This is a genomic window from Bradyrhizobium sp. SZCCHNRI20481 (assembly GCF_032485055.1).
In the GTDB taxonomy this organism is placed as follows: domain Bacteria; phylum Pseudomonadota; class Alphaproteobacteria; order Rhizobiales; family Xanthobacteraceae; genus Bradyrhizobium.
Genome location: NZ_JAUEUE010000004.1, coordinates 79,681 through 103,213 on the forward strand (window position 1 = coordinate 79,681; position 23,533 = coordinate 103,213).

At 66.5% G+C, this 23,533-nt stretch carries 20 protein-coding genes and 1 pseudogene; 12 read left to right on the forward strand and 9 right to left on the reverse strand.

The genetic code is table 11. From position 1 onward, the window contains the following. Nucleotides 1–108 precede the first annotated feature (108 nt). Entirely contained in the window at nucleotides 109–1,233 is a 1,125-nt protein-coding gene (locus QX132_RS07205; protein WP_316160571.1) for an alkene reductase, read from the reverse strand. A gap of 100 nt (nucleotides 1,234–1,333) precedes the next feature. Here QX132_RS07205 and QX132_RS07210 point away from each other — a divergent pair, with 100 nt between their 5' ends. From QX132_RS07210 to QX132_RS07220, 3 genes are all read left to right on the forward strand, one after another. Then, the gene (locus QX132_RS07210) at nucleotides 1,334–1,723 is read left to right on the forward strand and encodes a winged helix-turn-helix domain-containing protein (RefSeq protein WP_316160572.1); all 390 of its coding nucleotides are present in this window, start codon (nucleotides 1,334–1,336) and stop codon (nucleotides 1,721–1,723) included. 151 nt (nucleotides 1,724–1,874) lie between these two features. Next, a complete protein-coding gene (locus QX132_RS07215) occupies nucleotides 1,875–2,726 on the forward strand; it encodes an SDR family NAD(P)-dependent oxidoreductase (RefSeq protein ID WP_316160573.1) in 852 nt (283 codons plus the stop codon). A gap of 410 nt (nucleotides 2,727–3,136) precedes the next feature. After that, nucleotides 3,137–4,735 carry a hypothetical protein gene (locus QX132_RS07220; protein WP_316160575.1) on the forward strand — a complete coding sequence of 533 codons (1,599 nt, stop codon included), beginning with the start codon at nucleotides 3,137–3,139 and terminating at the stop codon, nucleotides 4,733–4,735. Here QX132_RS07220 and QX132_RS07225 read toward each other — a convergent pair. The 4 genes from QX132_RS07225 to QX132_RS07240 all read right to left on the reverse strand — a co-directional run bounded on the left by QX132_RS07225 (nucleotide 4,662) and on the right by QX132_RS07240 (nucleotide 8,234). Next, a complete protein-coding gene (locus QX132_RS07225; RefSeq protein ID WP_316160576.1) occupies nucleotides 4,662–5,936 on the reverse strand; it encodes a hypothetical protein in 1,275 nt (424 codons plus the stop codon). The genes QX132_RS07220 and QX132_RS07225 overlap by 74 nt on opposite strands. Then, entirely contained in the window at nucleotides 5,933–6,937 is a 1,005-nt protein-coding gene (locus QX132_RS07230) for a hypothetical protein (RefSeq protein ID WP_316160578.1), read from the reverse strand. Before QX132_RS07230 ends, QX132_RS07225 begins: the two co-directional genes overlap by 4 nt. A gap of 262 nt (nucleotides 6,938–7,199) precedes the next feature. Then, nucleotides 7,200–7,475, reverse strand: a complete 276-nt coding sequence (locus tag QX132_RS07235) for a YiaA/YiaB family inner membrane protein (RefSeq protein ID WP_315716622.1) — start codon at nucleotides 7,473–7,475, stop codon at nucleotides 7,200–7,202. A gap of 60 nt (nucleotides 7,476–7,535) precedes the next feature. Continuing rightward, nucleotides 7,536–8,234, reverse strand: coding sequence for a PspA/IM30 family protein (locus QX132_RS07240; RefSeq protein ID WP_315779109.1), 699 nt, complete (start codon nucleotides 8,232–8,234; stop codon nucleotides 7,536–7,538). A 102-nt stretch (nucleotides 8,235–8,336) separates the two neighbouring features. On the opposite strand from QX132_RS07240, the gene QX132_RS07245 reads away from it, so the two are divergent. The 4 genes from QX132_RS07245 to QX132_RS07260 all read left to right on the forward strand — a co-directional run bounded on the left by QX132_RS07245 (nucleotide 8,337) and on the right by QX132_RS07260 (nucleotide 13,211). Beyond that, nucleotides 8,337–8,954 carry a TetR/AcrR family transcriptional regulator gene (locus tag QX132_RS07245; protein WP_316160580.1) on the forward strand — a complete coding sequence of 206 codons (618 nt, stop codon included), beginning with the start codon at nucleotides 8,337–8,339 and terminating at the stop codon, nucleotides 8,952–8,954. Nucleotides 8,955–9,765: 811 nt separating this feature from the next. Beyond that, nucleotides 9,766–10,974 carry an ABC transporter substrate-binding protein gene (locus tag QX132_RS07250; protein ID WP_316160581.1) on the forward strand — a complete coding sequence of 403 codons (1,209 nt, stop codon included), beginning with the start codon at nucleotides 9,766–9,768 and terminating at the stop codon, nucleotides 10,972–10,974. 256 nt (nucleotides 10,975–11,230) lie between these two features. Continuing rightward, nucleotides 11,231–12,250, forward strand: coding sequence for a tryptophan--tRNA ligase (gene trpS, locus QX132_RS07255; protein WP_315777919.1), 1,020 nt, complete (start codon nucleotides 11,231–11,233; stop codon nucleotides 12,248–12,250). 211 nt (nucleotides 12,251–12,461) lie between these two features. Further along, nucleotides 12,462–13,211 (forward strand): Crp/Fnr family transcriptional regulator, encoded by a 750-nt coding sequence (locus tag QX132_RS07260; RefSeq protein WP_315736510.1) that lies wholly within the window; start codon nucleotides 12,462–12,464, stop codon nucleotides 13,209–13,211. Nucleotides 13,212–13,266: 55 nt separating this feature from the next. On the opposite strand, the gene QX132_RS07265 is transcribed toward QX132_RS07260, so the two are convergent. Then, nucleotides 13,267–13,566 carry a Crp/Fnr family transcriptional regulator gene (locus QX132_RS07265; RefSeq protein ID WP_409997651.1) on the reverse strand — a complete coding sequence of 100 codons (300 nt, stop codon included), beginning with the start codon at nucleotides 13,564–13,566 and terminating at the stop codon, nucleotides 13,267–13,269. A 450-nt stretch (nucleotides 13,567–14,016) separates the two neighbouring features. Between QX132_RS07265 and QX132_RS07270 the strand changes: the two genes are divergently transcribed. Together QX132_RS07270 and QX132_RS07275 are read left to right on the forward strand one after the other, a co-directional pair. Beyond that, nucleotides 14,017–15,291, forward strand: a complete 1,275-nt coding sequence (locus QX132_RS07270; RefSeq protein ID WP_316160582.1) for a sensor histidine kinase — start codon at nucleotides 14,017–14,019, stop codon at nucleotides 15,289–15,291. A 250-nt stretch (nucleotides 15,292–15,541) separates the two neighbouring features. Next, entirely contained in the window at nucleotides 15,542–15,799 is a 258-nt protein-coding gene (locus tag QX132_RS07275; RefSeq protein WP_315779118.1) for a hypothetical protein, read from the forward strand. A 90-nt stretch (nucleotides 15,800–15,889) separates the two neighbouring features. On the opposite strand, the pseudogene QX132_RS07280 reads toward QX132_RS07275, so the two are convergent. Beyond that, nucleotides 15,890–16,164: pseudogene (locus QX132_RS07280) on the reverse strand (NAD-dependent epimerase/dehydratase family protein); the annotation flags it as partial. A gap of 584 nt (nucleotides 16,165–16,748) precedes the next feature. Between QX132_RS07280 and QX132_RS07285 the strand changes: the two are divergent. Next, the gene (locus QX132_RS07285) at nucleotides 16,749–17,882 is read left to right on the forward strand and encodes an HlyD family secretion protein (protein ID WP_315736506.1); all 1,134 of its coding nucleotides are present in this window, start codon (nucleotides 16,749–16,751) and stop codon (nucleotides 17,880–17,882) included. Next, nucleotides 17,869–19,494, forward strand: a complete 1,626-nt coding sequence (locus QX132_RS07290) for an MFS transporter (protein WP_316160583.1) — start codon at nucleotides 17,869–17,871, stop codon at nucleotides 19,492–19,494. The genes QX132_RS07285 and QX132_RS07290 overlap by 14 nt, the downstream gene beginning before the upstream one ends. A gap of 257 nt (nucleotides 19,495–19,751) precedes the next feature. Here the strand turns inward: QX132_RS07290 and QX132_RS07295 are convergent, their stop codons facing one another. Next, nucleotides 19,752–21,227 carry a M81 family metallopeptidase gene (locus QX132_RS07295; RefSeq protein ID WP_316160584.1) on the reverse strand — a complete coding sequence of 492 codons (1,476 nt, stop codon included), beginning with the start codon at nucleotides 21,225–21,227 and terminating at the stop codon, nucleotides 19,752–19,754. A 118-nt stretch (nucleotides 21,228–21,345) separates the two neighbouring features. After that, nucleotides 21,346–21,960 (reverse strand): TetR/AcrR family transcriptional regulator, encoded by a 615-nt coding sequence (locus tag QX132_RS07300; protein WP_315736503.1) that lies wholly within the window; start codon nucleotides 21,958–21,960, stop codon nucleotides 21,346–21,348. Between the two features lie 190 nt (nucleotides 21,961–22,150). Between QX132_RS07300 and QX132_RS07305 the strand changes: the two genes are divergently transcribed. Continuing rightward, the gene (locus tag QX132_RS07305; protein ID WP_316160586.1) at nucleotides 22,151–23,389 is read left to right on the forward strand and encodes an efflux RND transporter periplasmic adaptor subunit; all 1,239 of its coding nucleotides are present in this window, start codon (nucleotides 22,151–22,153) and stop codon (nucleotides 23,387–23,389) included. The last annotated feature ends 144 nt before the right edge of the window (nucleotides 23,390–23,533 follow it).

Genomic DNA, 23,533 nt, shown 5'->3' on the forward strand with positions numbered 1-23,533 from the left:
CTCGCTCCACCGTCATTGCGAGCGAAGCGAAGCAATCCAGGGTGGCGCACGCGACTCTGGATTGCTTCGTCGCTACGCTCCTCGCAATGACGGCGGAGAGAGCGCGAGCTACGCCTTCGCCATGGCGTCATACGCCGGATAGTCCGTGTAGCCCTTCTCCTCGCCGCCGTAGAAGGTCGGACGGTGATACGGCGTCAGCGGCCAGCCGTGCCGCAGCCGGGCGGGCAGGTCCGGGTTGGAGATGAAGGTGCGGCCGAAGGCGATGGCGTCGGCGTGGCCGGCCTGGATCGCGGCTTCCGCCGGCTCGCCGGTGAAGCCGCCGGCGCCGATCAGCACGCCCTTCCACAGCGGCCGGAACAGAACGATGGCCGACGGCACGTTCTGCCAGTTGACGTCGGCGCGGCCGGCGCCGGAGGAGCGCGGCTCGATCAGATGCAGATAGGCGATGCCGAGCTTGTTGAGCGCCTCGATCGCGTAGGTATAGAGCGGCATCGGCTCGGCCTCGCCGGAGCCGTTGGCGATGCCATAGGGCGACAGCCGCACGCCCACCTTGTCGGCGCCGCAGGCGTCGATCACCGCCTGCGTGACCTCGAGCAGGAAGCGGCAGCGGTTCTCGATTGCGCCGCCATAGCGGTCGGTGCGCTGGTTGCTGCGGGTCTGCAGGAACTGCTCGATGAGATAGCCGTTCGCGCTATGCACCTCGACGCCGTCGAAGCCCGCCGCGATCGCGTTGCGCGCGGCCTGGCCATAGGCCGCGACGAGCGCGGGGATCTCGTCCGTCTCCAGCGCGCGCGGCGTCTCGTAGGCCGCCGGCTTGCCGTCCGCCGTCATCGCCTTGAGATCGTCGCCGATCGCGATCGCCGACGGCGCCACCGGTAGCACGCCGCCCGGCTGGAACGAGGAATGCGAGACGCGGCCGACGTGCCAGAGCTGTAGGAAAATGACTCCGCCCTTGGCATGCACCGCGTCGACGACCTGCTTCCAGCCGGCGACCTGCGCCGCGCTGTAGATCCCCGGCACGTTCGGGCTGCCGGTGCCGGTCGGCAGCACCGGCGAGGCCTCGGCGATGATCAGCCCGCCCGGCGTCGCGCGCTGCGCATAATACTCGACGTTGAGCGGCCGCGGCGCGAGGGTCTCCCTTGCGGCGCGCATGCGGGTCAACGGCGCCATCACGACGCGGTGCTTGAGGTGATAAGGACCGATCGTGAGCGGTGAAAACAGCGCAGGCAGCATTTCGTCCCCAGATGTCGTTGCGATTGTCGATTGGGATCATCTTGTTCGCAAAACATGATGGTGGCAATGTCCGCCCCACGTCAGTACGAGCAGACCCTCCATGCCGAAAGCGAACGCCCTGCCCTCGCTCAGCCTGCGCATCGATCTCGATGACGGCAGCCGGATCGGGCCGGGCAAGATCGCGCTGCTGGAGAACATCGCGCGACACGGCTCGATCTCTGCGGCCGGGCGCGCGATGGACATGTCCTACAAGCGGGCCTGGGACCTCGTCGACGAGATCAACCGGGTATGCCGGCAGCCCGCGGTCGCGCGGCAGACCGGCGGCCGCAATGGCGGTGGCGCGGCGCTGACGACATTCGGCGCGCAGTTGGTCGAACGTTATCGGCGCATCGAGCGCGATGCGGCTGACGCCGTGAAGAAGGATCTCGCCGCGCTGCGCAGCGACATCGAGAAGCCGAGGAAGGCGCGCGGGGCCAAGGCCGCGTCGTAAGCCGGTTCCAGACGACGCGATGCATCTGCGACCGGACTGGTGCCCTCGCGTTGCAGCCGCAAAAAACCCGTCTTGCCGTCAGCCGGATGATCTTGCGGCCGCGCCAGGACGTCATACACCAGCATCTCATCGTCATGCCGGAGAACCTGCCGTGTCTCACCCCGCCTTGTCCGCCGACCACACCGCCGTCGTCACCGGAGGCGCCTCCGGCATCGGGCTCGCCGCCGCCATGCGCTTCGCAGAGCGCGGCATGAACGTCTGCATCGCCGATGTCGACGAGGCCCGGCTGCGCGACGCCGCCGCCAAGCTCGCGGCCGCGGCCAAGCGTGGCGAGGCTGCGGTCATGACCGCCACGGTCGATGTGAGCAACCGGGACAGCGTGGTCGCGCTCGAAACGGCGGTGCGCGCACGCTTCGGCGCGATCGACGTGCTGATGAACAATGCCGGCATCCAGCCGGGCAGCAAGATGCTTGCCGACGACAATTGGCAGCGCATCCTCGGGGTCAATCTGTGGGGCGTCATCCACGGCTCGCAGGTGTTCGCAGCCAACATGATCGCCCAGAGCAAGCCGGCGTTGATCATCAATACCGGCTCCAAGCAGGGCATCACCACGCCGCCCGGCGATCCCGCCTACAACGTCTCGAAGGCCGGCGTGAAGGCGTTCACCGAGGCGCTGCAGCACGAGCTGCGCAACACGCCCGGCTGCCAGGTGACGGCGCATCTGTTCATTCCGGGCTTCGTGTTCACGCCGCTCACCGCGAATGGCCGCGTCGAGAAGCCGGCCGCCGCGTGGACGCCGGAGCAGACGGTCGACTTCATGCTGGAGCGCGTTACGGCCGGCGACTTCTACGTGCTGTGCCCCGACAACGACGTACCGCGGGCGCTTGACGAGCGGCGCATCCTGTGGGCAGCCTCCGACATCGTCGAGAACCGGCCGCCGCTGTCGCGCTGGCATGCCGACTACGCCGACGCATTCGCGGAGTTCGCAAAGATATCGCCATGATCCGACCACATCGGAGCGGCGGCGCGTAGCTGCTCCCGGTCTCAGCACAAGCTCCCAGACGCGTCGGATCGTCGCAAGGCGGTCCGCGTGCGTTCGGGACGTCTACCCGTCGACCGAATCGCTACGGTCGAACGCTCTTCCAACTCACTGATTTGCCGCGGGCGCGACATCGCCGCTGGTCACCGGCTCTTGAAGCGCCCCTCGACCGTCAAGCGGTGAGATGTCGCAGCTCTGCGGGAGCGCCATCCGTACGCCGCACGACAATCTGACGCAGACGCATTCCACAATCCCTGCGCGAAGCAGCCACGAAGCAGGCAGCAGATAGCCCTCATCATCCGCACCCGCGTCAGCCGCGCCCCGTTGCTTCGGCTCATCCGCAGTGGTGCGCAGCTTTGAGGAGTACGTTGGACATGTCGCGCCATCACCGTCACCATCACGACAGTCACCACGGTCACCATCATCACAACGACCACCACCACCATCATCATCACAATCATCACTGCCAGCCGGCGCCGGCGCCAATGCCTCCGACGCCGCCCACGCCGACACCGCCCACGCCGCCGACGCCCGCGCTCGGCTTTGCCGATCTCGGCGTCGTCTTCAACGACGCGACGCGCTTTCTCGAAGGCGGGCTGTGGCGCAACGTGGTCGAGGAAGGCGGCCAGGGGCTTGGCAGCGTCTACAACTACACTGGCGATCTCACCGTGATTCAGGATGGTCTGAAGGCGATGGTTGCCGCCGGCCAGTTCACCGGTCAGACGCTCACCAACATCAACAAGATCCTCGCCGACATCACGGTCGCGCAGGATGCCGCGATGGCTTCGGTGACCGGCGGCGGCGCGTTCGGCAGCATCGCCGCCGCGGAGACCGCGCTGCGCAACGCGCATCTCGACATCCTCAACGTCGTCAACAACGATCCGAACCTTGCGGGTAATGCGACCAACGCCGACGGCGTCACCGGCTTCCTGCAGGCGCCGGCGCTGCTGCCCGAAGGCGTGACGGCCGCAACCGCCGCCAAGGGCACGCTGGCCGAGCTCGGCCTGATCTTCAACGATGCCGCCAACCGGCTGATCGGCGGCGTGAACGAAAGCAATGTCGATGTCATCCAGGACGATGTCGACGCGCTGATCGCCGGCCTCAATGCGCTGGTCGCCGCCAATCCGCTGCAGTTCGGCGGCCTGACCGGCGTGCACGCGCTCGCCATCATCGACCAGCTCGCGCTCGTCAACACCCACATCAACGGCGCGGCCGGCAATGTCGACATCGGCCGCGCGCTGAACGACGACTTCCTCGACATCATCGACATCGTCGCCGGCGACACCAATCTCGCCAACATGGCGCAGCAGAACGGCCTGACCGGCTGGAGCGGCTTCGGCGACTTCCTCAACCCGACGCCGGCCTATCAGGACAACCAGGCACAGACCGATTTCTGGGCCATGTTCATCGCCCAGTCCAACGCGCTCGGCAAGGCTGCAATCGCCGCCGTCAATTCCGGCGACGCCGCCGCGATGGCCAAGGTCACCGCCGACCTGATGACCTTCAAGAAGGACGTCACCGATTTCGACGCGGCGCAGGGCGGCATCTTCCAGGCCCGCTTCGACAATGAGCTGCTCGGCGACCAGAGCACGCTCGGCGCCGAGATCGCCAAGATCCTCGAGGGCTTCCAGGCCGGCAACAAGGCGCTGGTCGCCGCGGCCGCCGACCAGATGCACCAGAACGCAGCCGATGTCGGCGGCAACAACATCCCGGTCAATGGCGGCGCCTACAATGTCGACGGCACCACGATCGGCCAGGTGCTGGCGACCACCGGCGGCGGCAACAGTGCCGACGCCGCCGCGCTGCTGGCCGCGGTCACCAGCGCGCCGGCCTCGAACGTGATCATGCTTCCCAGCGCCGCGCCGGCAGCACAGGCCAGCGCCGCTCCGGCAACCCTGGTCATGGACGGTCCGATGATGGAGGGGCCGATGATGGAGATGTCACAGCATCAGCATCATCACATGTGGGCGTGATCACTTGTCGCTCGGGCGCCTGCACCAGCAGGCGCCTGACGAGCGCGAGCGCGGTTTCCGTGGCCGGATCGGCCGAGATCACGGAGACCGCGAGCACGATGAGATCGACCGGCTGGTGCGACAGCACGATCACATGCGTCGCATGCCGCGCATCCATCAGCGCCACCACGCGCTCGACAGCGGGGTCGGTGACCGCCCGCCGCCACGGCGCATCGGCCCGGCGCAGCACACGGCTTGACGCGAGAAAGTCGCGCAGCAGCGGCGGATCATAGGCGGTCAGCTCATCCTCGCGACAGCGGCGTGCGCTTTCGAAGACCGGCTGGTGCGTGAGCTCGGCGATCAGTTCGTCGCGTGTCGTCGCGCGCGACGCCCCGATCGAGTCGAGCACGCCCGGCTCGCGGGCTTGCAGCATCGCGCGCAAGGCATCGCCGATCAGCCCGATCGTGAGCACGCCGGCCACCGCGACCGCGCAGAAACGCATCAATTGCGCCGCATCGACGTCCGGCGACAGCGCGGCCGCGGCGGCGCCGAGCAGGGCGGCGCCGAGGATTCGCAACAATGTCAGCAGCCCGCCCTGACGCTGCGTCTCCGCGCTGGCGCCGGCGATCAGGATCGCGGTCACCGCCAGCAGCGCGCCCAATGCGCCGAGCCGCACCGGCATGCTCGGCGCCAGGACGCGGAAATCGGTGATGATGAAGGGAATGACCATGACGGCGCCGAACGCGACGCGATCGATGACGCGGTTCTCCCAGGCCAGCAGGCTCGCGCGGTCGCGGCGAAGCAGCAGCCAGGCGCAGGTCGCAAAGCCCGCGAGCTGAAAGGCTGACAGCACGATTGTGTGGTGGCTTTCGAACTCGGCCGGACCGAGCGCGCCGGCGAGCGCGAGCACCACGCCGCCGGCCAGCGCGATCGCCTTGAGCGTGCGATGCGCGTGCCGCCGTAGCAGACCTTCCGTCACCGCCAGCGCGCCGAGCGGGATCAGCGCCGCCGGAATCAGGGAGATGCGGTCGAGAAAAGCATTGTCCGTCCACCAGGCGACGCCGCGCAACAGGAACAGCGAGGCGACGGTCCCGAGCAGAACGACCAGCCGTGCCGTCAGCGGTCCCCTCGGGTCGCGCCGGTGCAGCATGGCAGCGGCAACCGCGAGGCCGAGCGCGCCGCAGAGGTTGACGACGGAGTCCGCAACGATGCCGGCCGTCATGGCGCGGGCTCGCCGGACTGCAGGCGCGGACGCAGCGTGCCGAACGCCCTGGTGTCGTCGAGCCAATGCACCAGCGGCAGGATCATCCGCTGCAGCGCCAGCACGGCCGAGGTCGCCAGCAGCGCCGGCAGCGAGCCGGAGGGGATCTCGCGCAGCAGATAGCGCCGGGCGGCGGCGAGATCGATTCGGCCGAGCTGCAGCAGATCGTCGCCCCTGGTGTAGTCCAGCTCGCGCGCGCAGAAGCCGTTGTAGATGGCGTCGCGATGCTTGGGCGCATCGTCATACGTCTTCTTCAGCGCATCGGAGCCGCCGGTATAGGCGTTGGTGATGACGAAGCGCGCCTCGTCGAACCCGGCCTCGCCGCCGACACCGAACACCGCGCGATGCGCCCGCATGATGCCGCGCGCGAGCTGAAGATGCGCAAAGCTCTGTCGGGCCTGCGGCAGCGGCGACGGATAGACGTCCGAGAAGGTCTCGCAGACCATGCCGGCCACCGCCGGCACCTGCGTGACGTTGGAGATCCATTTCGGCCGCAGCCCGTCGCGGACGAACAGCAGCAGCGTCGTGAGGCCGTAGAGCACGCCGGACAGCCCTTTGCCGCGCGCTTCCGGATCGACCATGACCAATCCGAGATGGATCACCTGCTGGCTGTCGCCATCGCGCTCGACCTGCATCACCGCGAGCGCATTGAAGGCGATCGGCCGGCCGCCCGCCTCCTCCGACACCACCGTGATGATGGCGCGCGCGAGCGGGTCGCGCTCGCCTGAGAAGATGCCATAGGTGAGCTCGCCGGCGGGCAGCGTCTTGCCGGCGACGGTGCGGAGATCGGCCACGAGCGCCGCCAGCGCCGCGTCGTCCAGGGTCGTGCCCGGGCTCTCGACGATGCGCGTGCGCAACTCCGCATGGGTTCGCAGCGACAGGTCCATCGCCTCCTGCCCCAGCGCCGTCAGCCAGAAGCCGACATTGTCGTGGATACGCCTGGCCGTTGCGACGACGTTCATTGCTCTCATCCACCTGCCCGATCAGAAACGGCTCGCCGAAGCCGTGCCGGAAGTTCACGACATACGCTCCGCGCCGTTAATTCATGATCATGACGCAGGACGGAGCGTCAGTGACGGTAAACGCAGGTTGAACGACCGCAAGCGGTGGACGCCATCGCATCCACCGCTTCCCGGCACGCGCGGAGTGTCCCCCTCACCGGATTGCATCTTCGATGCAATCCGGCCTCTGCCCGCAGGCGGGGAGAGGCGAGGAAACCGCTGCTCACGCCGCCTTCGACACCTCCATCAGCAGGCGCTCGGCGCGGGCGTCCTCGATGCGGTTGACGAGCTTGCCGCTCTCGTGGCGGTCACGCAGGGTCTTGGTCAGGGTGACGCAAGTCTGCACCAGCATGACGATGCCCATCGTCAGATAGCCCTTCATCCAGAGATCGATCGGCATGAAGAACACGCCGAGGGCGACGAGGAAAGCGGAGGCGGCGAACGAGGCGTAGGAGAAGGTGATGAAGGCGCTGCTGTGGGGCTGGGTGTTCTGGTTCATGGTCGGCTCCTATGATGACGATCAGGTTGGTTGATGCGTTTCGATCGGTGGTGACGAAATTCAGTTGGCCGGTGCAGTGCGGCCGGCTTTCAGCCGCGCCAGCACGTCGTCGGCGGTGGTCTTGATGCGCGGGCCAAAGCCCTGCTCGGCGAGCTTCTCGGCCGTGGTGATCGGGCCCGTCGCGGCATCGAGCTCCATCAGCGCCTCGTCGGCGGCCTGCGCTTCCATCTGCCGCTCGCGCAGCCGTTTCAGCGTCGCCTCGGCCTCGGGCAGCGTGCATTCGTAGGGACGCGCCGCCTCGATGCCGCCGCGGCGCAGATTGCGCACGGCCTCGGAGGCCCGCGCAATCCGCCGGCCGCGATCGAGCTCGGCAATGCGCGCCTCGGCGTTGGCGACATGCTTCTTCAGCCTGGTGATCTCGGTCGCGAACAGCGCCCGCGCCGTCCTGGCAGCGTCACGCTCGGCCTCGAGGCCGGCGATCGCCTGCGCCGCCTCGCGGGCCAGATCCTCGCGGCCGCCGTCGAGCGCTGCGGTGGCGCGCACCTCGAGATCGGTGATCCGCGCCAAGGTCGCCTCGAGCCGCTTGCCCTCCTGCTGGTCCTGCGCGATGGCCAGCGCCAGCGCGCGCTTGCTGCGATCGACGGCGGCAGCGGCGTCACGCAGCTGCTGATCCAGGATCACCAGTGCGGTACGGTCCTGCAGCTCCTCCTCCGCGACGGCCACGGTTCCCCGAAACAGCGTCAGAACAGTCTTGAACATTGTGAACTCCCTGTTATGAGCATTGCTCATATGGTTCTTCTAGCGCAATCATGAGCGGCGCTCAAGGAATATTTTGAGCACCGCTCAATATTTTGGTTAACAATGTCCAAGACACTGGAAAGACGTGCAAAACAGCGCGAAGCCCTGATCGAGGCCGCCGAGCGGATGATCCGGACGAGGGGTCTCGCCGGTCTGAAGACGCGCGATCTTGCCCAGGAGATCGGCGTCGCCAATGGCGCGGTCTACAATCTCGTCGCCGATGTCGACGAACTCGTGCTGATGGTTGGATCACGCACCCTGGCGCGGCTCGACGCGGAATTGTCGGCGGCCGAAAGCGCCGGGCCGCCGGGCCCCGAGGCTGCGCTGGTGCGCATCGCGATCGCCTATTGCGACTTCGCCGCCCACAATCTCGAGCTCTGGCGCGCGCTGTTCGAGCATCGCATGGCGCCCGAGAAGCCGCTGCCCGACTGGGCCATCGCCGACCAGATGCACCTGTTCCGTCACATCCACCAGCCGCTGGCGGCGTTGTTTCCGCAGCGCTCGTTCGACGACATCAGCGTCACCGCGCGCAGCCTGTTCTCGGCGGTCCACGGCATGGTCGCGCTCGGGCTGGAGCAGAAGCTGATCGCCGTTCCGCTCGCCGCCCTGCGCCAGCAGATCGCGACCATGGTGCAGGCGATGGTGACGGGACTGGTGGCGGAGGAGACGGCCGGCCGGTGACGCGCAGCTCGGCGTCGCGCGCAGCGTCATCGGATGCTGATGCCAACAACAAGTACGGCTGCTTCACGGCACTTCTCTCCTGCCTGCTGCGATAGCTAGTTGCTGCCCCGGCGGCGCGGCTCCCGCCTTGTTCAGCCGGAATTGACGGCGAGAACAAACAACCGCCCCATTGCTTCGCAGTATCATGCCGACGTTCGGACTTGTTCCAGACAACATGTCTGGAACTGCCGTTCCACCGACGCTCGACGACGAGTGTTAGTTCGTGTGACATGTGCAGATCTCGGCGCATGGCCACGCTCATCCGGCCGGCAGAACCTGCAGCGTATGCCGCGCGATCCAGAAAAAACTCCAACGAGTCCATGACGCGCGAGCCAAGGGGAAAATCGTGAGACATCTGCGTGCGCCCAATGACGACCGCGATCCGCCATACCCGTCCGGCTACGACGACGGCCGGCGTCCGCTGTATGAACAACCGTGGCGCGACGAGCACGATCGGCCTACCCCTGCTGAATTCGCGTCCCGTTACGGCGTGCAGGAGGTTCCTCCGCCGCCACGGGAACGGCGTCTCCTCGGCGCGTTGAGCATGATGGGGCTCGTGGCTGTTGCCGCGGGCGTGGCCGGCTTTGCAGCGACGAGACTTCCTACGCGGTGGACCGCTGCGCTCTCCGCCAAGAGCAGCGCGGAGGCGACAACGACGGCAACAGTCCCATCGCCGCCGGTCCAAGCCGCGCAGACCGTTGCGCCAGTCCAGGATACTCTCCGGACCGGAGCGCTCGCGAGCGCCGCTCCGGCGGTCGCGCCGGACCAGAACATGCCGCTGAGGGAGGACGACCGTGTGCCGAAGTTCGATACGCGGATGGCCAATGCCGCGTCGGCGCAGCCGACCAGCGCGCGGCCCCCGGTCCAGGGCGTGACGGATACCGAAATCAGCTTCGGAATGGCGGCGCCGTTCTCGGGTCCGGCCAGGGAGATGGGCCATCAGCTCAAGCTCGGCATCGACCTCGCCTTCGCGCAGGCCAACGAGGAAGGCGGCGTGCATGGCCGGCAGCTCAAGCTCTACACGGCCGATGATGCCTATGAGCCGACGCGGACGCTGAACGCGATGAAGGAGCTCTACGAGCAGCACAAGGTGTTCGGCTTCGTCGAGAACTACGGCAGTCCGACGGCCCTGATCTCGGTGCCGTACGCGCTCGAGCATCATGCGCTCTATTTCGGCGCCTTCACCGGCGCTCCTTCGCTCCGCCACGATCCGCCGGATCGCTACGTCTTCAACTACCGTGCCGGCTACGCCGAGGAAGCCCATGCGCTCGTGAACTATCTCGTCAAGAGCCGCAAGCTGCGTCCGCAGGAGATCGGAGTTCTCACCCAGCAGGATGCCTACGGCGACGCGGGGTGGGAGGGTGTCAGCAAGGCGATGCACGGGCTGCGCGGCGGCGTGGGCGACGCCTTCCGCATGAGCTACAGCCGCAACACCGTCAATGTCGACGAGGCCATCGCGCAACTGCGCCGGCAGAAGCATGCGATCAAGGCGGTGGTGCTGGTCGCCACCTTTCGCGCCGCGGCCAAGTTCATCGAGAAGACCCGCGACCTGTATCCGGACATGATCTACGCGACGATTTCGGGTGTCGGCAGCACCGGCCTCGCCAGTGAGCTGATGGTGCTCGGCCCGCGCTATGCGGACGGCGTCATCTGCACCCAGGTCACGCCGGCGGTCGACGGCTACGCGTCCGTCACCCTGAACTACAAGAAGGCGCTCGACAGATATTTCCCGGGAGAGCCGGCGGACTACTCGTCCCTGGAAGCCTATCTCACCGCCAACATCCTGATCGAAGGACTGCGTCGCGCCGGTCCCGCTGTCGACACCGAGTCGCTGGTCGATGTCCTCGAATCGATGCGGAATTACGAGCTGGGCGTTGGATCAAAGGTGAGCTTCGGCCCGTCCGACCACCAGGCGCTGCACAAGGTCTGGGGCACGCAGCTCGACAAGACCGGCCAGTATCACGCAATAGATCTCGAATAGGCTGAATGGCCTGGGCTCGCCGCTCCGTGCAGCGTGCATGAGCGGGTTGCTTTCATCGGCGGTTTCGGCCATATCGATCGCATGATCAAGACTGAGACCTTGCACGCGAACACGTGGTGGCGCTCCATCTAGGAGCGGCACGGCCTCGTCATTCATTCGCCCGTCGCCGCCGTTCATCGGCCTGCGACGCGGTTCTTGTCATCAACAGCATCGAAGAGCTCGATCGAGCGGCGGTTCTCACTTCTGGAGAACCACGATGCCTCTCTCAATGCCAGAACGTCCCGTCATCCTGACCGGCGACAGGACCACCGGCCCCCTGCACCTCGGCCACTATGTCGGCTCGCTGCAGAACCGCGTCGCGCTGCAATCGACGCATCGGCAATTCCTGCTGCTGGCCGATGCCCAGGCGCTGACGGACAACGCCCACGATCCGGGCAAGGTGAGCCGTAACATCCTGGAGATCGCGACCGACTATCTCGCCGTCGGCATCGACCCAGAGATGACGACCATCTGCCTGCAATCGCACCTGCCGGCGCTGGCCGATCTCACGCTGCTCTACATGAACTTCGTCACGGTGGCGCGGCTCGAGCGCAACCCGACCATCAAGGACGAGATCCAGGCACGCGGCTTCGGCCGCGATATACCAGCCGGCTTCCTGTGCTATCCCGTCGCGCAGGCCGCGGACATCACCGCCTTCAGGGCGACCATCGTGCCGGTCGGCGAGGACCAGGCGCCGCTGATCGAGCAGACCAACGAGATCGTCCGCCGCATCAACCGCCAAGCGGGCACGGAGGTGCTCCCCGAGGCACGCGCGCTGATCCCGAGCGTCGGACGCCTGCCTGGCGTGGACGGCAAGGCCAAGATGAGCAAATCACAGGGCAACACGATTCCACTCTCCGCCACCGCGGACCAGATTCGCGATGCCGTCCGCCGCATGTTCACCGATCCCGGCCACGTCAGGGCCGCCGATCCGGGGCGTGTCGAAGGCAATGTCGTTTTTACCTATCTCGACGCGTTCGACGACGATCACGCGGCGGTCGCGGACCTGAAGGCGCGCTACGTCCGCGGCGGCCTCGGAGACAGCGTCGTGAAGCAGCGACTTGATGACGTGCTGCAGGCCGTGGTCGCGCCGATCCGCGACCGGCGGGCAGCGTTTGCGCGTGATCCCGACCATGTTCTCGAGATCGTCAGGCACGGCACCGAACTGGCGCGCACCGTCACCGATGCGACCTTGCGCGACGTACGCGAGGCGCTGGGTCTGTTTGCGCTGCATTAGCGGTGCGATGCTAATGCCTGATAACATGAATTAACTAATTCTCGCTCCGCTGCGTCACTGGAACACGAAACGGCTGCGCGTGTCCCGTCGAAATAGGCGCTGCGCTGTCAAGCGGCCGCGAAAGGCGCTATGCTGCGTTCGCGCCTGCCCAACTGTGATGCCGAGATCCGGTTTCGAAGTATTCAGCACTCGCGTTTCACCCGGAGAACACATGGCGAAGCGACCCATCGTAAAGCCGCCGACGGCCGCAAAGCCGCAGCCAAAGAAGCAGGCTTTCGATCCGGCGGTGTTCCTGAAGACCGAAGGCCCAGGCCGGACGATCGGGAAATACCGAAAGGACCAGCAGATCTTTTCCCAGGGCGGCCTCGCCGATGTGCTGTTCTATATCATCACGGGCACGGTCAAGATCGTCGTCCATTCCGAGCAGGGCAAGGAGGCGGTCATCGCGCTGCTCGGTCAGGACGATTTTTTCGGCGAGGGGTGCCTGGCCGGCCAGTCTCATCGGCTGTCGGCGGCGTCGGCCATCACGGACAGCGAAATCCTGCGGATCACCAAATCGGCCGCGATCAGCACCCTGCGTGAGCAGCCGGCGTTCTCCGAGGTGTTCGTTTCGCACATCCTCGCCCGCACGATCCGCGTCGAGGCCGATCTCATCGATCAGTTGTTCAATTCGAGCGAGAAGCGCCTTGCGCGGGCGCTACTGCTGCTGGCCAATTTCGGCAATGACGGCAAGCCGCAGCGGGTCATCGCGAAGGTCAGCCAGGAGATGCTGGCCGACATGATCGGCACCACCCGCTCGCGGGTCAGTCACTTCATGAACAAGTTCCGCAAGCTGGGCTTCATCGACTACAACGGCCATCTCGTGATCCACAACTCCCTGCTGAACGTGGTTCTGCACGATCAGCCGCATATCGCAGGCGTGAAGTCGGTTGAAGGCAAGGCTCCCCTCAAGAGCCTATGACCGTGCATCTCGAGATCGAGCTGGGCCGCCCTGCTCGATCCACGCCACCGCTAAATCAATGCTGGCTGCGCACCGCCGTCGTGGGCGGCTGGAGAAATGCATCGAACCGCTGCTTGACGATGGCGTAGCATTCGCACGAGGCTTTCTCGAGGCCGGGCCGGTCGAGCACCTGAATGGTGCCGCGACGATAGCTGATCAGGCCGGCCGCCTGCATGGATTGCGCGGCAAGCGTCACCGACTTGCGATTGGCGCCGAGGATCTGCGACAGGAATTCATGCGTGTACGGAAGCACCGCCCCTTCGGCCCGGTCGTGCATCATCAGCAGCCATCGGCAGATGCGCTCGACGGGATCCATCTGTCACACGCCCCACGACTCGCTGTCGGTGGGCCACACCACCGAGCGGAAAGAATTGCCGCCGAATGAGCGGATCTGGCCGACGCGCCAACCCGGCCTGCCGCCTGGCTCGCATAGGGCGGTCTCCGGTGATGAGGGTGCTGCCCCGCCCACTGAAAGGCTGGCATGAGCACGCCCCTCGCCACGGCATCAGTGCCCGCTCTCCGTGGAAGGTCCTCTGGATGAGCGCGCGGGGGGCACAGCGAGCGTCAGGTGCTACTGCCCGCGCCGGGGAGCCATTCTCCTCGATTCGGCTCCCGACGAATTGCGCTGCGGCAAACTGGACCCATGTTCGCTTTTGCTCAGACTCCGACCGGGAACAGCAACACAATAGTCTCATAATATCAAATTGTAAGGAAGAGAGCAGCGGGGAATTTGTAGTCGGAGTGCGTCCTGTTTTGGAGAATTCGCGTGTTGAGACATCAGAGCCAAGATACCGCTTTTCCGATCTTTCTCGAGCGGGCAGGCGTCCGGAATGACATACGCAGCTACAGGCTCATCCAACAATCTGTGCTCGCCGAATTCAGTCGTGCTGCATTGCAGACCCGCGATATCAACAGCGTTCTTCAGCGCGCCACCGCGCTCTGCGCCAAGGGCCTCAATGCACCGTTCACGATGGCGATGGAATTCGTGGCGGATGGCAAGAGACTGCTGGTCCGCGCGGGTTACGGATGGCCGAGCCCGGTCGAGCAATCATCGTTCGTCGTGGACAGCGCCTCGCCTGCTGGCCGCGCCTTCCAGACAGGTCAAGCCATCATCACCAGTCGCGGCCCCCCTGATGGTCGCTTCGAGACACCGGGACTTCTTCCAGTAGACCGCGGCATCAAGACGTCGATCAGCGTCCGGATCGATCGCGGCGGACAAGGCGGCGGCTATTTCGGCGTGCTCCAGGTCGACAGTCCGGCCCCCCGCCGCTTCGACGAGGCAGACGTTGCCTTCCTCACTGCATTCGCCGACATCGTCGGGATTGCAATCGAGCGCCTGCATGAGGAGACGCGGCTCCGGGAAGCCTTGGACCATCAAGCCATGCTGACGCGCGAAATGGGCCACCGCGTCAAGAACAGCCTCGCATCCGTCGTGGCCATGCTCCGCGTCCAGTCGTTCGGGTCGCATTCGGCTGAAGCCAAGCGCGCCCTCGAAGACGCAGGATCGCGCGTGGCGGCCATTGCCCAGGTTCATGATCATCTCTCGCGGGCCTCGCAGATCGGCTTGATCGACGTCGACGTCTTCCTCAATGACTTCTGCAGCCGGCTGCAACGGGTCGCGGGAACGAATGTGCTGCGCTGCGACTCCGACCCGATACGGCTTTCGGCCGATCATGCCGTTCCTCTCGGCCTCCTGATCAACGAGCTGGTCAGCAACGCCGTGAAACATGCCTACCCCGGCCGGGACGGGACGATCGACATCTCCGCCCGTGACATCGACGGCTGGCTGCACCTCAGCGTGTCCGATCATGGTGTCGGTCTGCCGGCCGATTTCGACATCGATCAACCGCGCGCGAGCCTGGGGTTCCGGATGATCAAGGGGATGGTCGAGCAGCTCCGCGGCCGCCTCTCCGTCAGCGCCAACCAGTCGACCGGCACGCGTGTCCTGGTCGAACTGCCGATGCTCCCCCGCAATGAAGGGATTGCCCCGGCGACAGCACTCGTCGCCGCAGAGCGACCGGTGCTGGAGAAGACCCGGTGATCCCTTGGGCGATCATCAATTGCCAGCACGGCCGATGACGTGATCCTCGATGCGCCGCTGACAAGGCCGGCCGCTTTCTCGAACGGCAGCTCTTTGTCAATGCTCCTCGTCCACGTGCCGCTGGTGGCGACGAGCGCGCTACACGCTTCATGATGAGACCACACCGCAAATCCGAACATGCGCGAGCCCGGCGGCATTTACCGGGCGGAAACCGTTGCTGGCGTTCAATGCGAGCATGGCACAGTTGCGCATGGAAGTTCGCGATTCGACCGGCACCATCCTGCCGGGCTATGGCGACGCATTCTTCGACCTCAGGCTCCCCGGCGATCACCGCCGCGTGGCGCGGACCCTGCTCCAGATCATTCGCGGCGACGATGTCCGCTCACCGGTGCACAGCGTCCACTTCTTCCGGGGCGCTTCCGAGATCGGCTGCTGGTCGGTCGACGACGAGCGCGCGGAGATGAGCTTCGTGGACCAGTTCGCGCACACGCCGCCGGCCGCGGCGTAACAGCTTCCCCGACGAGCTCAAGGCACGCGGCATCGGCCTCACGCGATCCGCGGGTGCGCGGTCTGGTGCCAGGTCCAGGCCGAGCGGATGATCGTGCTCGTCATAGTCGGTGCCGAAAATCGCGAAGTCCGGCACATGGCTGAGGATCGCCGTCAGCGCCCGCGGGATCAGGTGCGTCTCGGGATCGCGCAGCTCACCGATCAGGCCTGACGCATCGGCATCGCCGGCGTTGAAGTGCGGCGATCGCCGGTGGACAGATTGTCGTAGCAGATCGGCGCGTAGCCGGCCCCGGCGACAGCCTTGCAGCAATGAGCCCCGATGTAGCCGGCGCCGCCGGCAACCAGGATCGCTCCCTTGTGACCCATGCATGAAAGCCTTCTGATCAGCAAACGGCTGGATCGAGTCGCGGATGAGAAATGTGACCCAGCGAGGCGACCGCTGCAACCGGGCAGCGCGCGCCGGCCGGCGTCACCGACAACCGCTTGGCGGCAGGCCGCTCCGCGCTCTTAACGCTTTCGCACCCGGCCGGTCGTCCGATTGCGGTCAGGTGACGCCGAATAGCTGATGTCCCGCGATGACAGCACGACATCTAGCCGTGAACAGACCTCGTACCGGGCTGCGCCGCTGATTCGGACGCGGTTCGTTCAAGCCACGTTCTGAACGTTAACGTGAGCGCGCACGACGTCGCATTCTGGGACATCATGCGCAGGCTGGCCGTGGCAGCGAGTCCAGCGCTGATGTCGTTGGCGCGATCACGGCGCTGCGAGGTCGGCGCGGCTCCAGGTGCAGGCCGTGCCTGTGCGCCCGCCCGGCACGCCGGTCCGTTCGGCGCGCAGATGTCCATGCCCCCGGGTGCATGGCTCACAATCCAGAGTCCAGGTGGCACGCGGCGCAGAATGGGGTACGAGTCGTCGGACTGATCAGCGTCGGCCGATGCGGGAGACGTCCCTTGAGTGAAACACCGAGCAACGTCGACGCGGCGGCGCGCGCTGCAGCGACGCCACCGCCCTCGTCCGCCGCGGCGCCCGGGCTCTCGGCGCGTCTCGGCATTCCGCTGCTTGCGGTGATCGCAGCGCTCGCCTTCGTGGCGCTCGCGACCACGCGCTGGAACGCCTGGACCGGCAACGCAACGACCCAGTCGACCAACGACGCCTATGTGCGCGCCGACCTGACGCAGCTCTCGAGCCGCGTGGCCGGCGAGGTGACGAAGGTCGCGGTCAGCGATTTCCAGCAGGTCAAGGCCGGCGACCTGCTGGTCCAGATCGATCCGGCCGACTACGAGGCACAGGTGTCGCAGGCCGAGGCCAATGTCGAGGCGGCACAGGCGGCGCTCGACAACCTCAGCAATCAGGTCGAGCTGCAATACGCAACCATCGCGCAGGCCGAAGCGCAGCAGGTCTCGGCCGGCGCGGCCGAGGTGCAGGCCAGGCAGGAGGAAGAGCGCCAGCAGTCGCTGTCGCAGAGCGAGGCAGGTACCAAGCAGCGGCTGGAACAGGCAACGGCCGCCTATGCCAAGGCACAGGCGGACGTGCGCGCGAGCCGCGCGGTGATCGCCGCGCAGCGCCACCAGCTCGAGGTGCTCACCGGCACCAAGAAGCAGCGCGGCGCCGATCTCGCCGGCGCCAAGGCCGCGCTCGCCGCCGCGCGGCTCAAGCTCGGCTACACCAGGATCACCGCGCCGTTCGACGGCGTCGTCGGGCAGCGCCAGGTCCAGGTCGGCGACTACGTCAATATCGGCAGCAGCCTGATCGCGGTGGTGCCGCTGCCGCATGTTTTCGTCATCGCCAACTACAAGGAAACGCAACTCACCCATGTCGCGCCCGGCCAGCCGGTCGAGGTCACCGTGGACTCGTTCCCCGGCGAGAGCCTGCACGGCCGCGTCGAGCGGATCGCGCCGGCCTCCGGCTCGCAATTCGCGCTGCTGCCGCCCGACAATGCCACCGGCAACTTCACCAAGGTCGTGCAGCGCATTCCGGTCCGCATCGCCCTCGACGGCGACCAGCCGCTGCTCGCGCGGCTGCTGCCGGGCATGTCGGTCGTGACCCACATCCGCACCGCCGGCCAGGCCGATGGCACCAAGTGAGACCGAGCGCGGACCGCTGTCGCGCGGCGGCCAGGCGGCTCATCCGCTGTTTGCCGTCGGCGCCGTCCTGCTCGGCTCGTTCCTGGCGAATTTCGACAGCCGGCTGACCTCGGTCGGCCTGCCCGATCTGCGCGGCGCCTTCTCGCTCGGTTTCGACCAGGGCGCCTGGCTGTCCACCGCGGCGATCGGCTCGCAGATCGTGATCGCGCCGGCCGTGGCGTGGCTCGCGACCGTGTTCGGCCTGCGACGCGTGCTCGGCATTCCCAGCCTGATCTATGCGGTGCTGTCCCTGATCATTCCGTTCGTGCGCGACTATCCGACCTTGATCGCGCTCGCGATCCTGCACGGCATGCTGCTCGGCACCTTCGTGCCGGCCACGCTCATGATCATCTTCCGCAACCTGCCGATCCGCTGGTGGCTGCCGGCGATCTCGATCTATGCGATCCGGGTCGGCTTCGCGCTGGATACCTCGACCTCGCTGGTCGGCTTCTATGTCGAGCATCTCGGCTGGCAGTGGCTGTACTGGCAGGGCGTCGTGCTGGCGCCGCTGATGGCGCTGATGGTCTATCTCGGCACCCCGGCCGAGCCCGTCAACCGCGCGCTGCTCGAGAACGCCGACTGGGGCGGGATGCTGTTGCTCGGCAGCGCCCTGGCGATGATCTATGCCGGTCTCGACCAGGGCAACCGGCTCGACTGGCTGCAATCGGGCACGGTGATGGCGCTGCTAGGCGGCGGCGCCGTGCTGTTCGTCCTGTTCCTCGTCAACGAGGCGCTCGCCCCGCAGCCATGGGCGCATTTCAACGTGCTGTTCTCGCGCAACATCGGCCTGTCGCTGGTCGTGATCCTGCTCTACACGCTGACCAGCCTCTCGAATGCGTCGCTGGTGCCGAACTTCCTCGTCACCATCACGCAGTTGCGGCCGGAGCAGAGCGGCTCGCTGCTGTTGTTCTACGGCGCGCTGCCGATGGTCGTGCTGGTGCCGCTGTCGATCGTCCTGCTTCGCCATCTCGATCCTCGCATCGTCGTCGTGCTCGGTCTCAGTGCCTTCGCGGCGGCCAATCTGCTCGGCACCCAGATCACCCATGCCTGGGCGCGCGAGGATTTCATCGTCATCGTCGTGCTGCAGTCGATCGGACAGGCCCTGACCTTGCTTCCGATCATCATCCTCGCGCTGTCGAATTCCGATCCGGCGCGGGCGACGTCCTTTGCGGCCTATATCCAGGTGATGCGGCTCGGCGGCGCCGAAATCGGCGTCGCCCTGATGGGCACGTGGCTGCGGGTGCGCGAGCAGGTGCATTCGGCCTATCTCGGCCTCAACATCCAGAGCGGCAATCTCGACGTCGCGCGCGCGCTGCAACGGCTGACCGGCTATTTCGCCGCGCATGGCGGCGGCCAGGCCAAGGCCCGCGCCGTCGGGACCTTGGCGGCGGAGGTGCAGCGCGAGGCCAACGTGCTCGCTTATCTCGACGCGTTCTGGCTGTGCTTCTGGCTCGCGATCGCCGCGCTCCTGCTGGTCGCCCTGATCACGCGCGCGCCGCCGGGGCCATTCGCGCCGACACCGATCGGTCTGAGGGCGGCGTGGATGCGACGGTTCGGAACGTCGACGACGTGAGCGGGCCCGACCCCGCATTCGGGTCCTAGCTTCCTCTCCAACAACGCCGGCGCGCCTCAACGCCTTTAACCTTCTGGCGAAAGCCGAGCCGCGCGATCAGAAGCGCTGGCGCTGCATGTTGCGCGCCATATCTGAGAGCTACGACATCTAGCCGTGAACAGATCTCAAACCGTGATTCGCAAGCGATTCGGACGCGGTTCGTTCCAGCCGCGTTCCGAACGTTAACGGCGGTGCGATGCTCGTCGCATTCTGGGACATCATGCGCGCAATGATTGCGGCAACTCATCGAGCGGCCATTTCGGACGCTTGATCTTCTTGTAGGGCAACGTCGTCACGTCGCGCGCGACCACGCCGGGCGCATCGACCATGATGATGTCGGCCGCGATCGGCGCAAATGCCGCGCGGAAATGCTGGGCGGATTTCACCACGACGAGCTTGCGCGTGGCAGGATCGCAGCCGAGCTGCGTGAAGAAGTCGGTGCCGAACGCCTGGCAGCGGAACGTCGTGATCACGACCTCGACGCCATTGCTCCCGATCAACGCGCAATCGCCGAGCTTGGCGGGCGTGCCGGCAAGGCCCGTCATCACCATGTTCTCCTTCAGCGCCTTGATCTCCCAGGTCGCATCGACCGGATCACCCGACAGCGGACCGATCTTGCCGCCGATCCGCAGCGGCAGCTTGGCGCCAACGCCGGCATCGAAGGCGATGCGCACCGCGATCGGATCCCAGAGTGGACCGAGGCAGGCATTGCCGATGTTGCGGTCGAGCAGCCGGCGCAGGATGAACGTGGAATCGCCGGGCGCACCGCCGCCGGGATTGTCGCTGGCATCGCCGAGCACGATGGTGCCGTCTGTCGCCAATGCCTGGTCAAGCGCGGCATCGACGGCGGGCATACGCTCGGTCACCGCCTCGCGCATGCCGATCAGTTCGTCCGCAAGGCGGCGTGCCAGCGCCTTCGCCCTGACACCATCCGGATCGACGGCGGCATCGCTATAGACCAGCACCTTGGTGCCCATGTCAGGCGTGTCGCCCCAGCCGAAGCCGTGCACGATCGAGACCGAGACGATGCCGTCCTTGCCTTCGAGCGCGGTGATGCGGTCGACGAAGCTGCGCACCGGCTCGCGCGTGGTGTGCAGGGTGACGATCATGTCGGTGTCGACCAGGGCCTTCTGCAGCTTCAGCCGCTTCTCGGCGATCTCGGTGCAATGCTTCACCAGATCCTGCGCGCGCTCGAGGATGTCGGTGTGCGGATATTCCTTCCAGCAGATCAGCAGATCGGCGCTTCTGACCACCAGCTCGCTCATGTGAACGTGGGGGTCGAGCGTCGCGCCGATGACCACATCGGGCCCGACGATCTCGCGGATGCGCGCGAGCAGCTCACCCTCGCAATCATCATAGCCGTCGGCGATCATCGCGCCGTGCAGGCCGATCAACGCCATGTCGACCGGCAGCGCGGCCTTGAGGTCGGCAAGAATCTGGTCACGCAGGGTCTCGAACGCGGCGCGGGTGACCAGCCCGTTGGGCACGGCCGCGGCCACCAGCCCTTCGATCAGCGTCCAGCCCTTGGACGGCCCGACCTGGCGAGCAGCCCATAGTGGCCCGCCATGCATCTGCATCTTGTCCGGATGCTGGCCGGCCGGGAAGTAGGCGCGCTCATGGAAGGTCGCGAGCCCCGTGGGCATCGGCGCGAAGGTGTTGGTCTCGGTGGCAAGGGCGGCGGAGAAGACACGCATGGAGGGGAGGCTCTTGGTTCGCGCGAGGAACGAGGATGCGGCGCAGGGGACCGCATCGCGTCCATCAGCACAAGCCGGCAGGAAGGAAGAGCGCCCGTCGCCCAGCGCATGAGCGGCGTCAGACCGCCCTCTCAAACGCGACCGACTGATCCTCGATCGCCTTGATCGCGACCAGCGCGACCTGCGTCAGCGCCTCGCGGTCGGCGCCTGACGACGCCATCACGCTCATGCCGGTGATGACGGCCGAGACATAGCGGGCGAGCGCCGCAGGGTCGGCGGTGGCAGCCAGATCGCCTTCGCCCTTTGCGCGATCGAAACGCTGCCGGAGCTGCGCCTCGGTCTGCGCACGGCGGGCCGCGAGCTCGAACGGCACATTGGCCGAGCCGGAGCCGCAGGCGAGACCGCCCTGCACCAGCAGGCAGCCGGGTGGATTGGACGGATCGGTCTGTTTCTCGGCGACGCCCATCAGCATCCGCGCGGTGACCTCGCGGGCGGTCGGCGCACTCAGCACCTCGTCCATCCAGGCCTCCCGTCGCGCCGTGTAGCGGTCGAGCGCGGCCCTGAGCAGGGCCTCCTTGCTGCCGAACGCGGCATAGAGGCTGGGCGGGTTGATGCCCATGGCGTCGGTGAGCTGGGCGATGGTGGCGCCCTCATAGCCATGGCGCCAAAACACCTCCATCGCCTGGTCCAGCGCGGTGTCGCGATCGAAAGTCCGGGGCCGTCCGATGCCCATGTGCAAAACTCCTGTTCCGTCTCCGCCCCGTCCGATTTCTTATCTATTTGTTATTGAACGCGATTTCTTTGATCTGGCGCAGTCGCCGAAAGTCGGGCTACTATTTTCGTAGTATCCGTTACATAAGTCTCTTGCGAACGGGTTGCCAGCGCCACATTTGTAGCGAGCACTACAAAACTGGAGCGCGCCAATGCCTTCGCCCGAAATTCGTTCCTCCGGCCGCCTGAAGCGGTGGCTGAGCACCGTCGCCGCCGCTGGCCTGCTGATTGCCGCCGGATCCTATGCCGGCTCCCAATATTTCAACTTCAGTTCCGCGCCGAATGCAGCCCGCGCTGCGGCCCCCGAACAGGCCGTCGCCGTTACGGTTGCCGTGGTCGAGCCGCGAAAGGCGAGCCTGTGGGACGAGTTCTCCGGCCGGCTCGAAGCCGTCGAGCGGGTCGAGATCCGGCCGCGGGTGGCCGGTGCCATTCTCGGCACCAATTTCACCGAGGGCTCGCTGGTCAAGGCTGGCGACGTCCTCTTCAAGATCGACCCGGCGCCCTACGCAGCCGAGGTCGACCGGGCGCAGGCGCAGCTGGAAGCGGCGCGCGCCCGCGCCGCCTTCGCTGCCAACGAACTGGAGCGCGGCGCGCAGCTGGTCAGCAATTCGATCGTGACCAAGCGCGATTACGACCAGCGCGACAACGGCAATCGCGAGGCGATCGCCAACGTCAAGGCCGCCGAGGCGACCTTGCAGACGGCCAAACTCAACCTCGACTACACACAGGTGCGGGCGCCAGTCGACGGCCGGGTCGGCCGGATCGAGGTCACCGTCGGCAACCTCGTCGCCGCCGGCTCGGCCTCGCCGGTGCTGACTTCGCTGGTGTCCGTCAATCCGATCTATGCGAGCTTCGATGCCACCGAAGAGCTGGTGTTGCGCGCATTGTCGGCGATCGCCGATGGCTCGGGCAAGCGCGGCAATCTCGACCGCATCCCGGTCGAGATGACGACCTCGGGCGGCATCGCGGCATCCGGCCACATCCAGTTGATCGACAATCAAGTCAACGGGCAGAGCGGCACGATCCGCGTCCGCGCCGTGTTCAAGAACGAGGACGGCCGGCTAATCCCCGGCCAGTTCGCGCGCGTGCGCATGGGCCAGCCGCAACAGCAATCGCTGGTGCTGCTCGACGAGCGCGCCATCGGCACCGACCAGGACAAGAAATTCGTGATGGTGGTCGGTGACGACGAGCGCGCTGTCTATCGCCCGGTCAGCCTCGGCGGCAGCGTCGACGGCCTGCGCATCATCTCCGCCGGTCTCAAGCCCGGCGAGCGCGTCGTCGTCAACGGCCTGCAGCGGGTGCGGCCGGGTGCGTTGTTGAAGACGCAGGTGGCCGCGATGGGCGCACGCGATGGGGCGGCGTCAGACAACAAGCAACTGGCGCAGCGCTGATTTCGATGGACCTAAACCGTCACCACGCACGCGATGCCCACCCTCCCCTGGAGGGGGAGGGTCGACGCGCGCACAGCGCGCGGCGGGGTGGGGTGACGGTCTCAGTTGTTGAAAACCTGCTCGCACCTCCTCAGCATCCGTGCG

What these genes read in the sequence shown, in the direction of transcription:
- QX132_RS07295 (WP_316160584.1), bottom strand. Translation starts at nt 21,227, where the DNA reads ATGCGTGTCTTCTCCGCCGCCCTTGCCACCGAGACCAACACCTTCGCG.
- QX132_RS07225 (WP_316160576.1), bottom strand. Translation starts at nt 5,936, where the DNA reads ATGACGGCCGGCATCGTTGCGGACTCCGTCGTCAACCTCTGCGGCGCG.
- QX132_RS07265 (WP_409997651.1), bottom strand. Translation starts at nt 13,566, where the DNA reads ATGGATCCCGTCGAGCGCATCTGCCGATGGCTGCTGATGATGCACGAC.
- QX132_RS07305 (WP_316160586.1), top strand. Translation starts at nt 22,151, where the DNA reads ATGCCTTCGCCCGAAATTCGTTCCTCCGGCCGCCTGAAGCGGTGGCTG.
- QX132_RS07205 (WP_316160571.1), bottom strand. Translation starts at nt 1,233, where the DNA reads ATGCTGCCTGCGCTGTTTTCACCGCTCACGATCGGTCCTTATCACCTC.
- QX132_RS07275 (WP_315779118.1), top strand. Translation starts at nt 15,542, where the DNA reads ATGGAAGTTCGCGATTCGACCGGCACCATCCTGCCGGGCTATGGCGAC.
- QX132_RS07250 (WP_316160581.1), top strand. Translation starts at nt 9,766, where the DNA reads ATGCCGCTGAGGGAGGACGACCGTGTGCCGAAGTTCGATACGCGGATG.
- QX132_RS07240 (WP_315779109.1), bottom strand. Translation starts at nt 8,234, where the DNA reads ATGTTCAAGACTGTTCTGACGCTGTTTCGGGGAACCGTGGCCGTCGCG.
- QX132_RS07230 (WP_316160578.1), bottom strand. Translation starts at nt 6,937, where the DNA reads ATGAACGTCGTCGCAACGGCCAGGCGTATCCACGACAATGTCGGCTTC.
- QX132_RS07260 (WP_315736510.1), top strand. Translation starts at nt 12,462, where the DNA reads ATGGCGAAGCGACCCATCGTAAAGCCGCCGACGGCCGCAAAGCCGCAG.
- QX132_RS07290 (WP_316160583.1), top strand. Translation starts at nt 17,869, where the DNA reads ATGGCACCAAGTGAGACCGAGCGCGGACCGCTGTCGCGCGGCGGCCAG.
- trpS (WP_315777919.1), top strand. Translation starts at nt 11,231, where the DNA reads ATGCCTCTCTCAATGCCAGAACGTCCCGTCATCCTGACCGGCGACAGG.
- QX132_RS07245 (WP_316160580.1), top strand. Translation starts at nt 8,337, where the DNA reads ATGTCCAAGACACTGGAAAGACGTGCAAAACAGCGCGAAGCCCTGATC.
- QX132_RS07220 (WP_316160575.1), top strand. Translation starts at nt 3,137, where the DNA reads ATGTCGCGCCATCACCGTCACCATCACGACAGTCACCACGGTCACCAT.
- QX132_RS07235 (WP_315716622.1), bottom strand. Translation starts at nt 7,475, where the DNA reads ATGAACCAGAACACCCAGCCCCACAGCAGCGCCTTCATCACCTTCTCC.
- QX132_RS07210 (WP_316160572.1), top strand. Translation starts at nt 1,334, where the DNA reads ATGCCGAAAGCGAACGCCCTGCCCTCGCTCAGCCTGCGCATCGATCTC.
- QX132_RS07300 (WP_315736503.1), bottom strand. Translation starts at nt 21,960, where the DNA reads ATGGGCATCGGACGGCCCCGGACTTTCGATCGCGACACCGCGCTGGAC.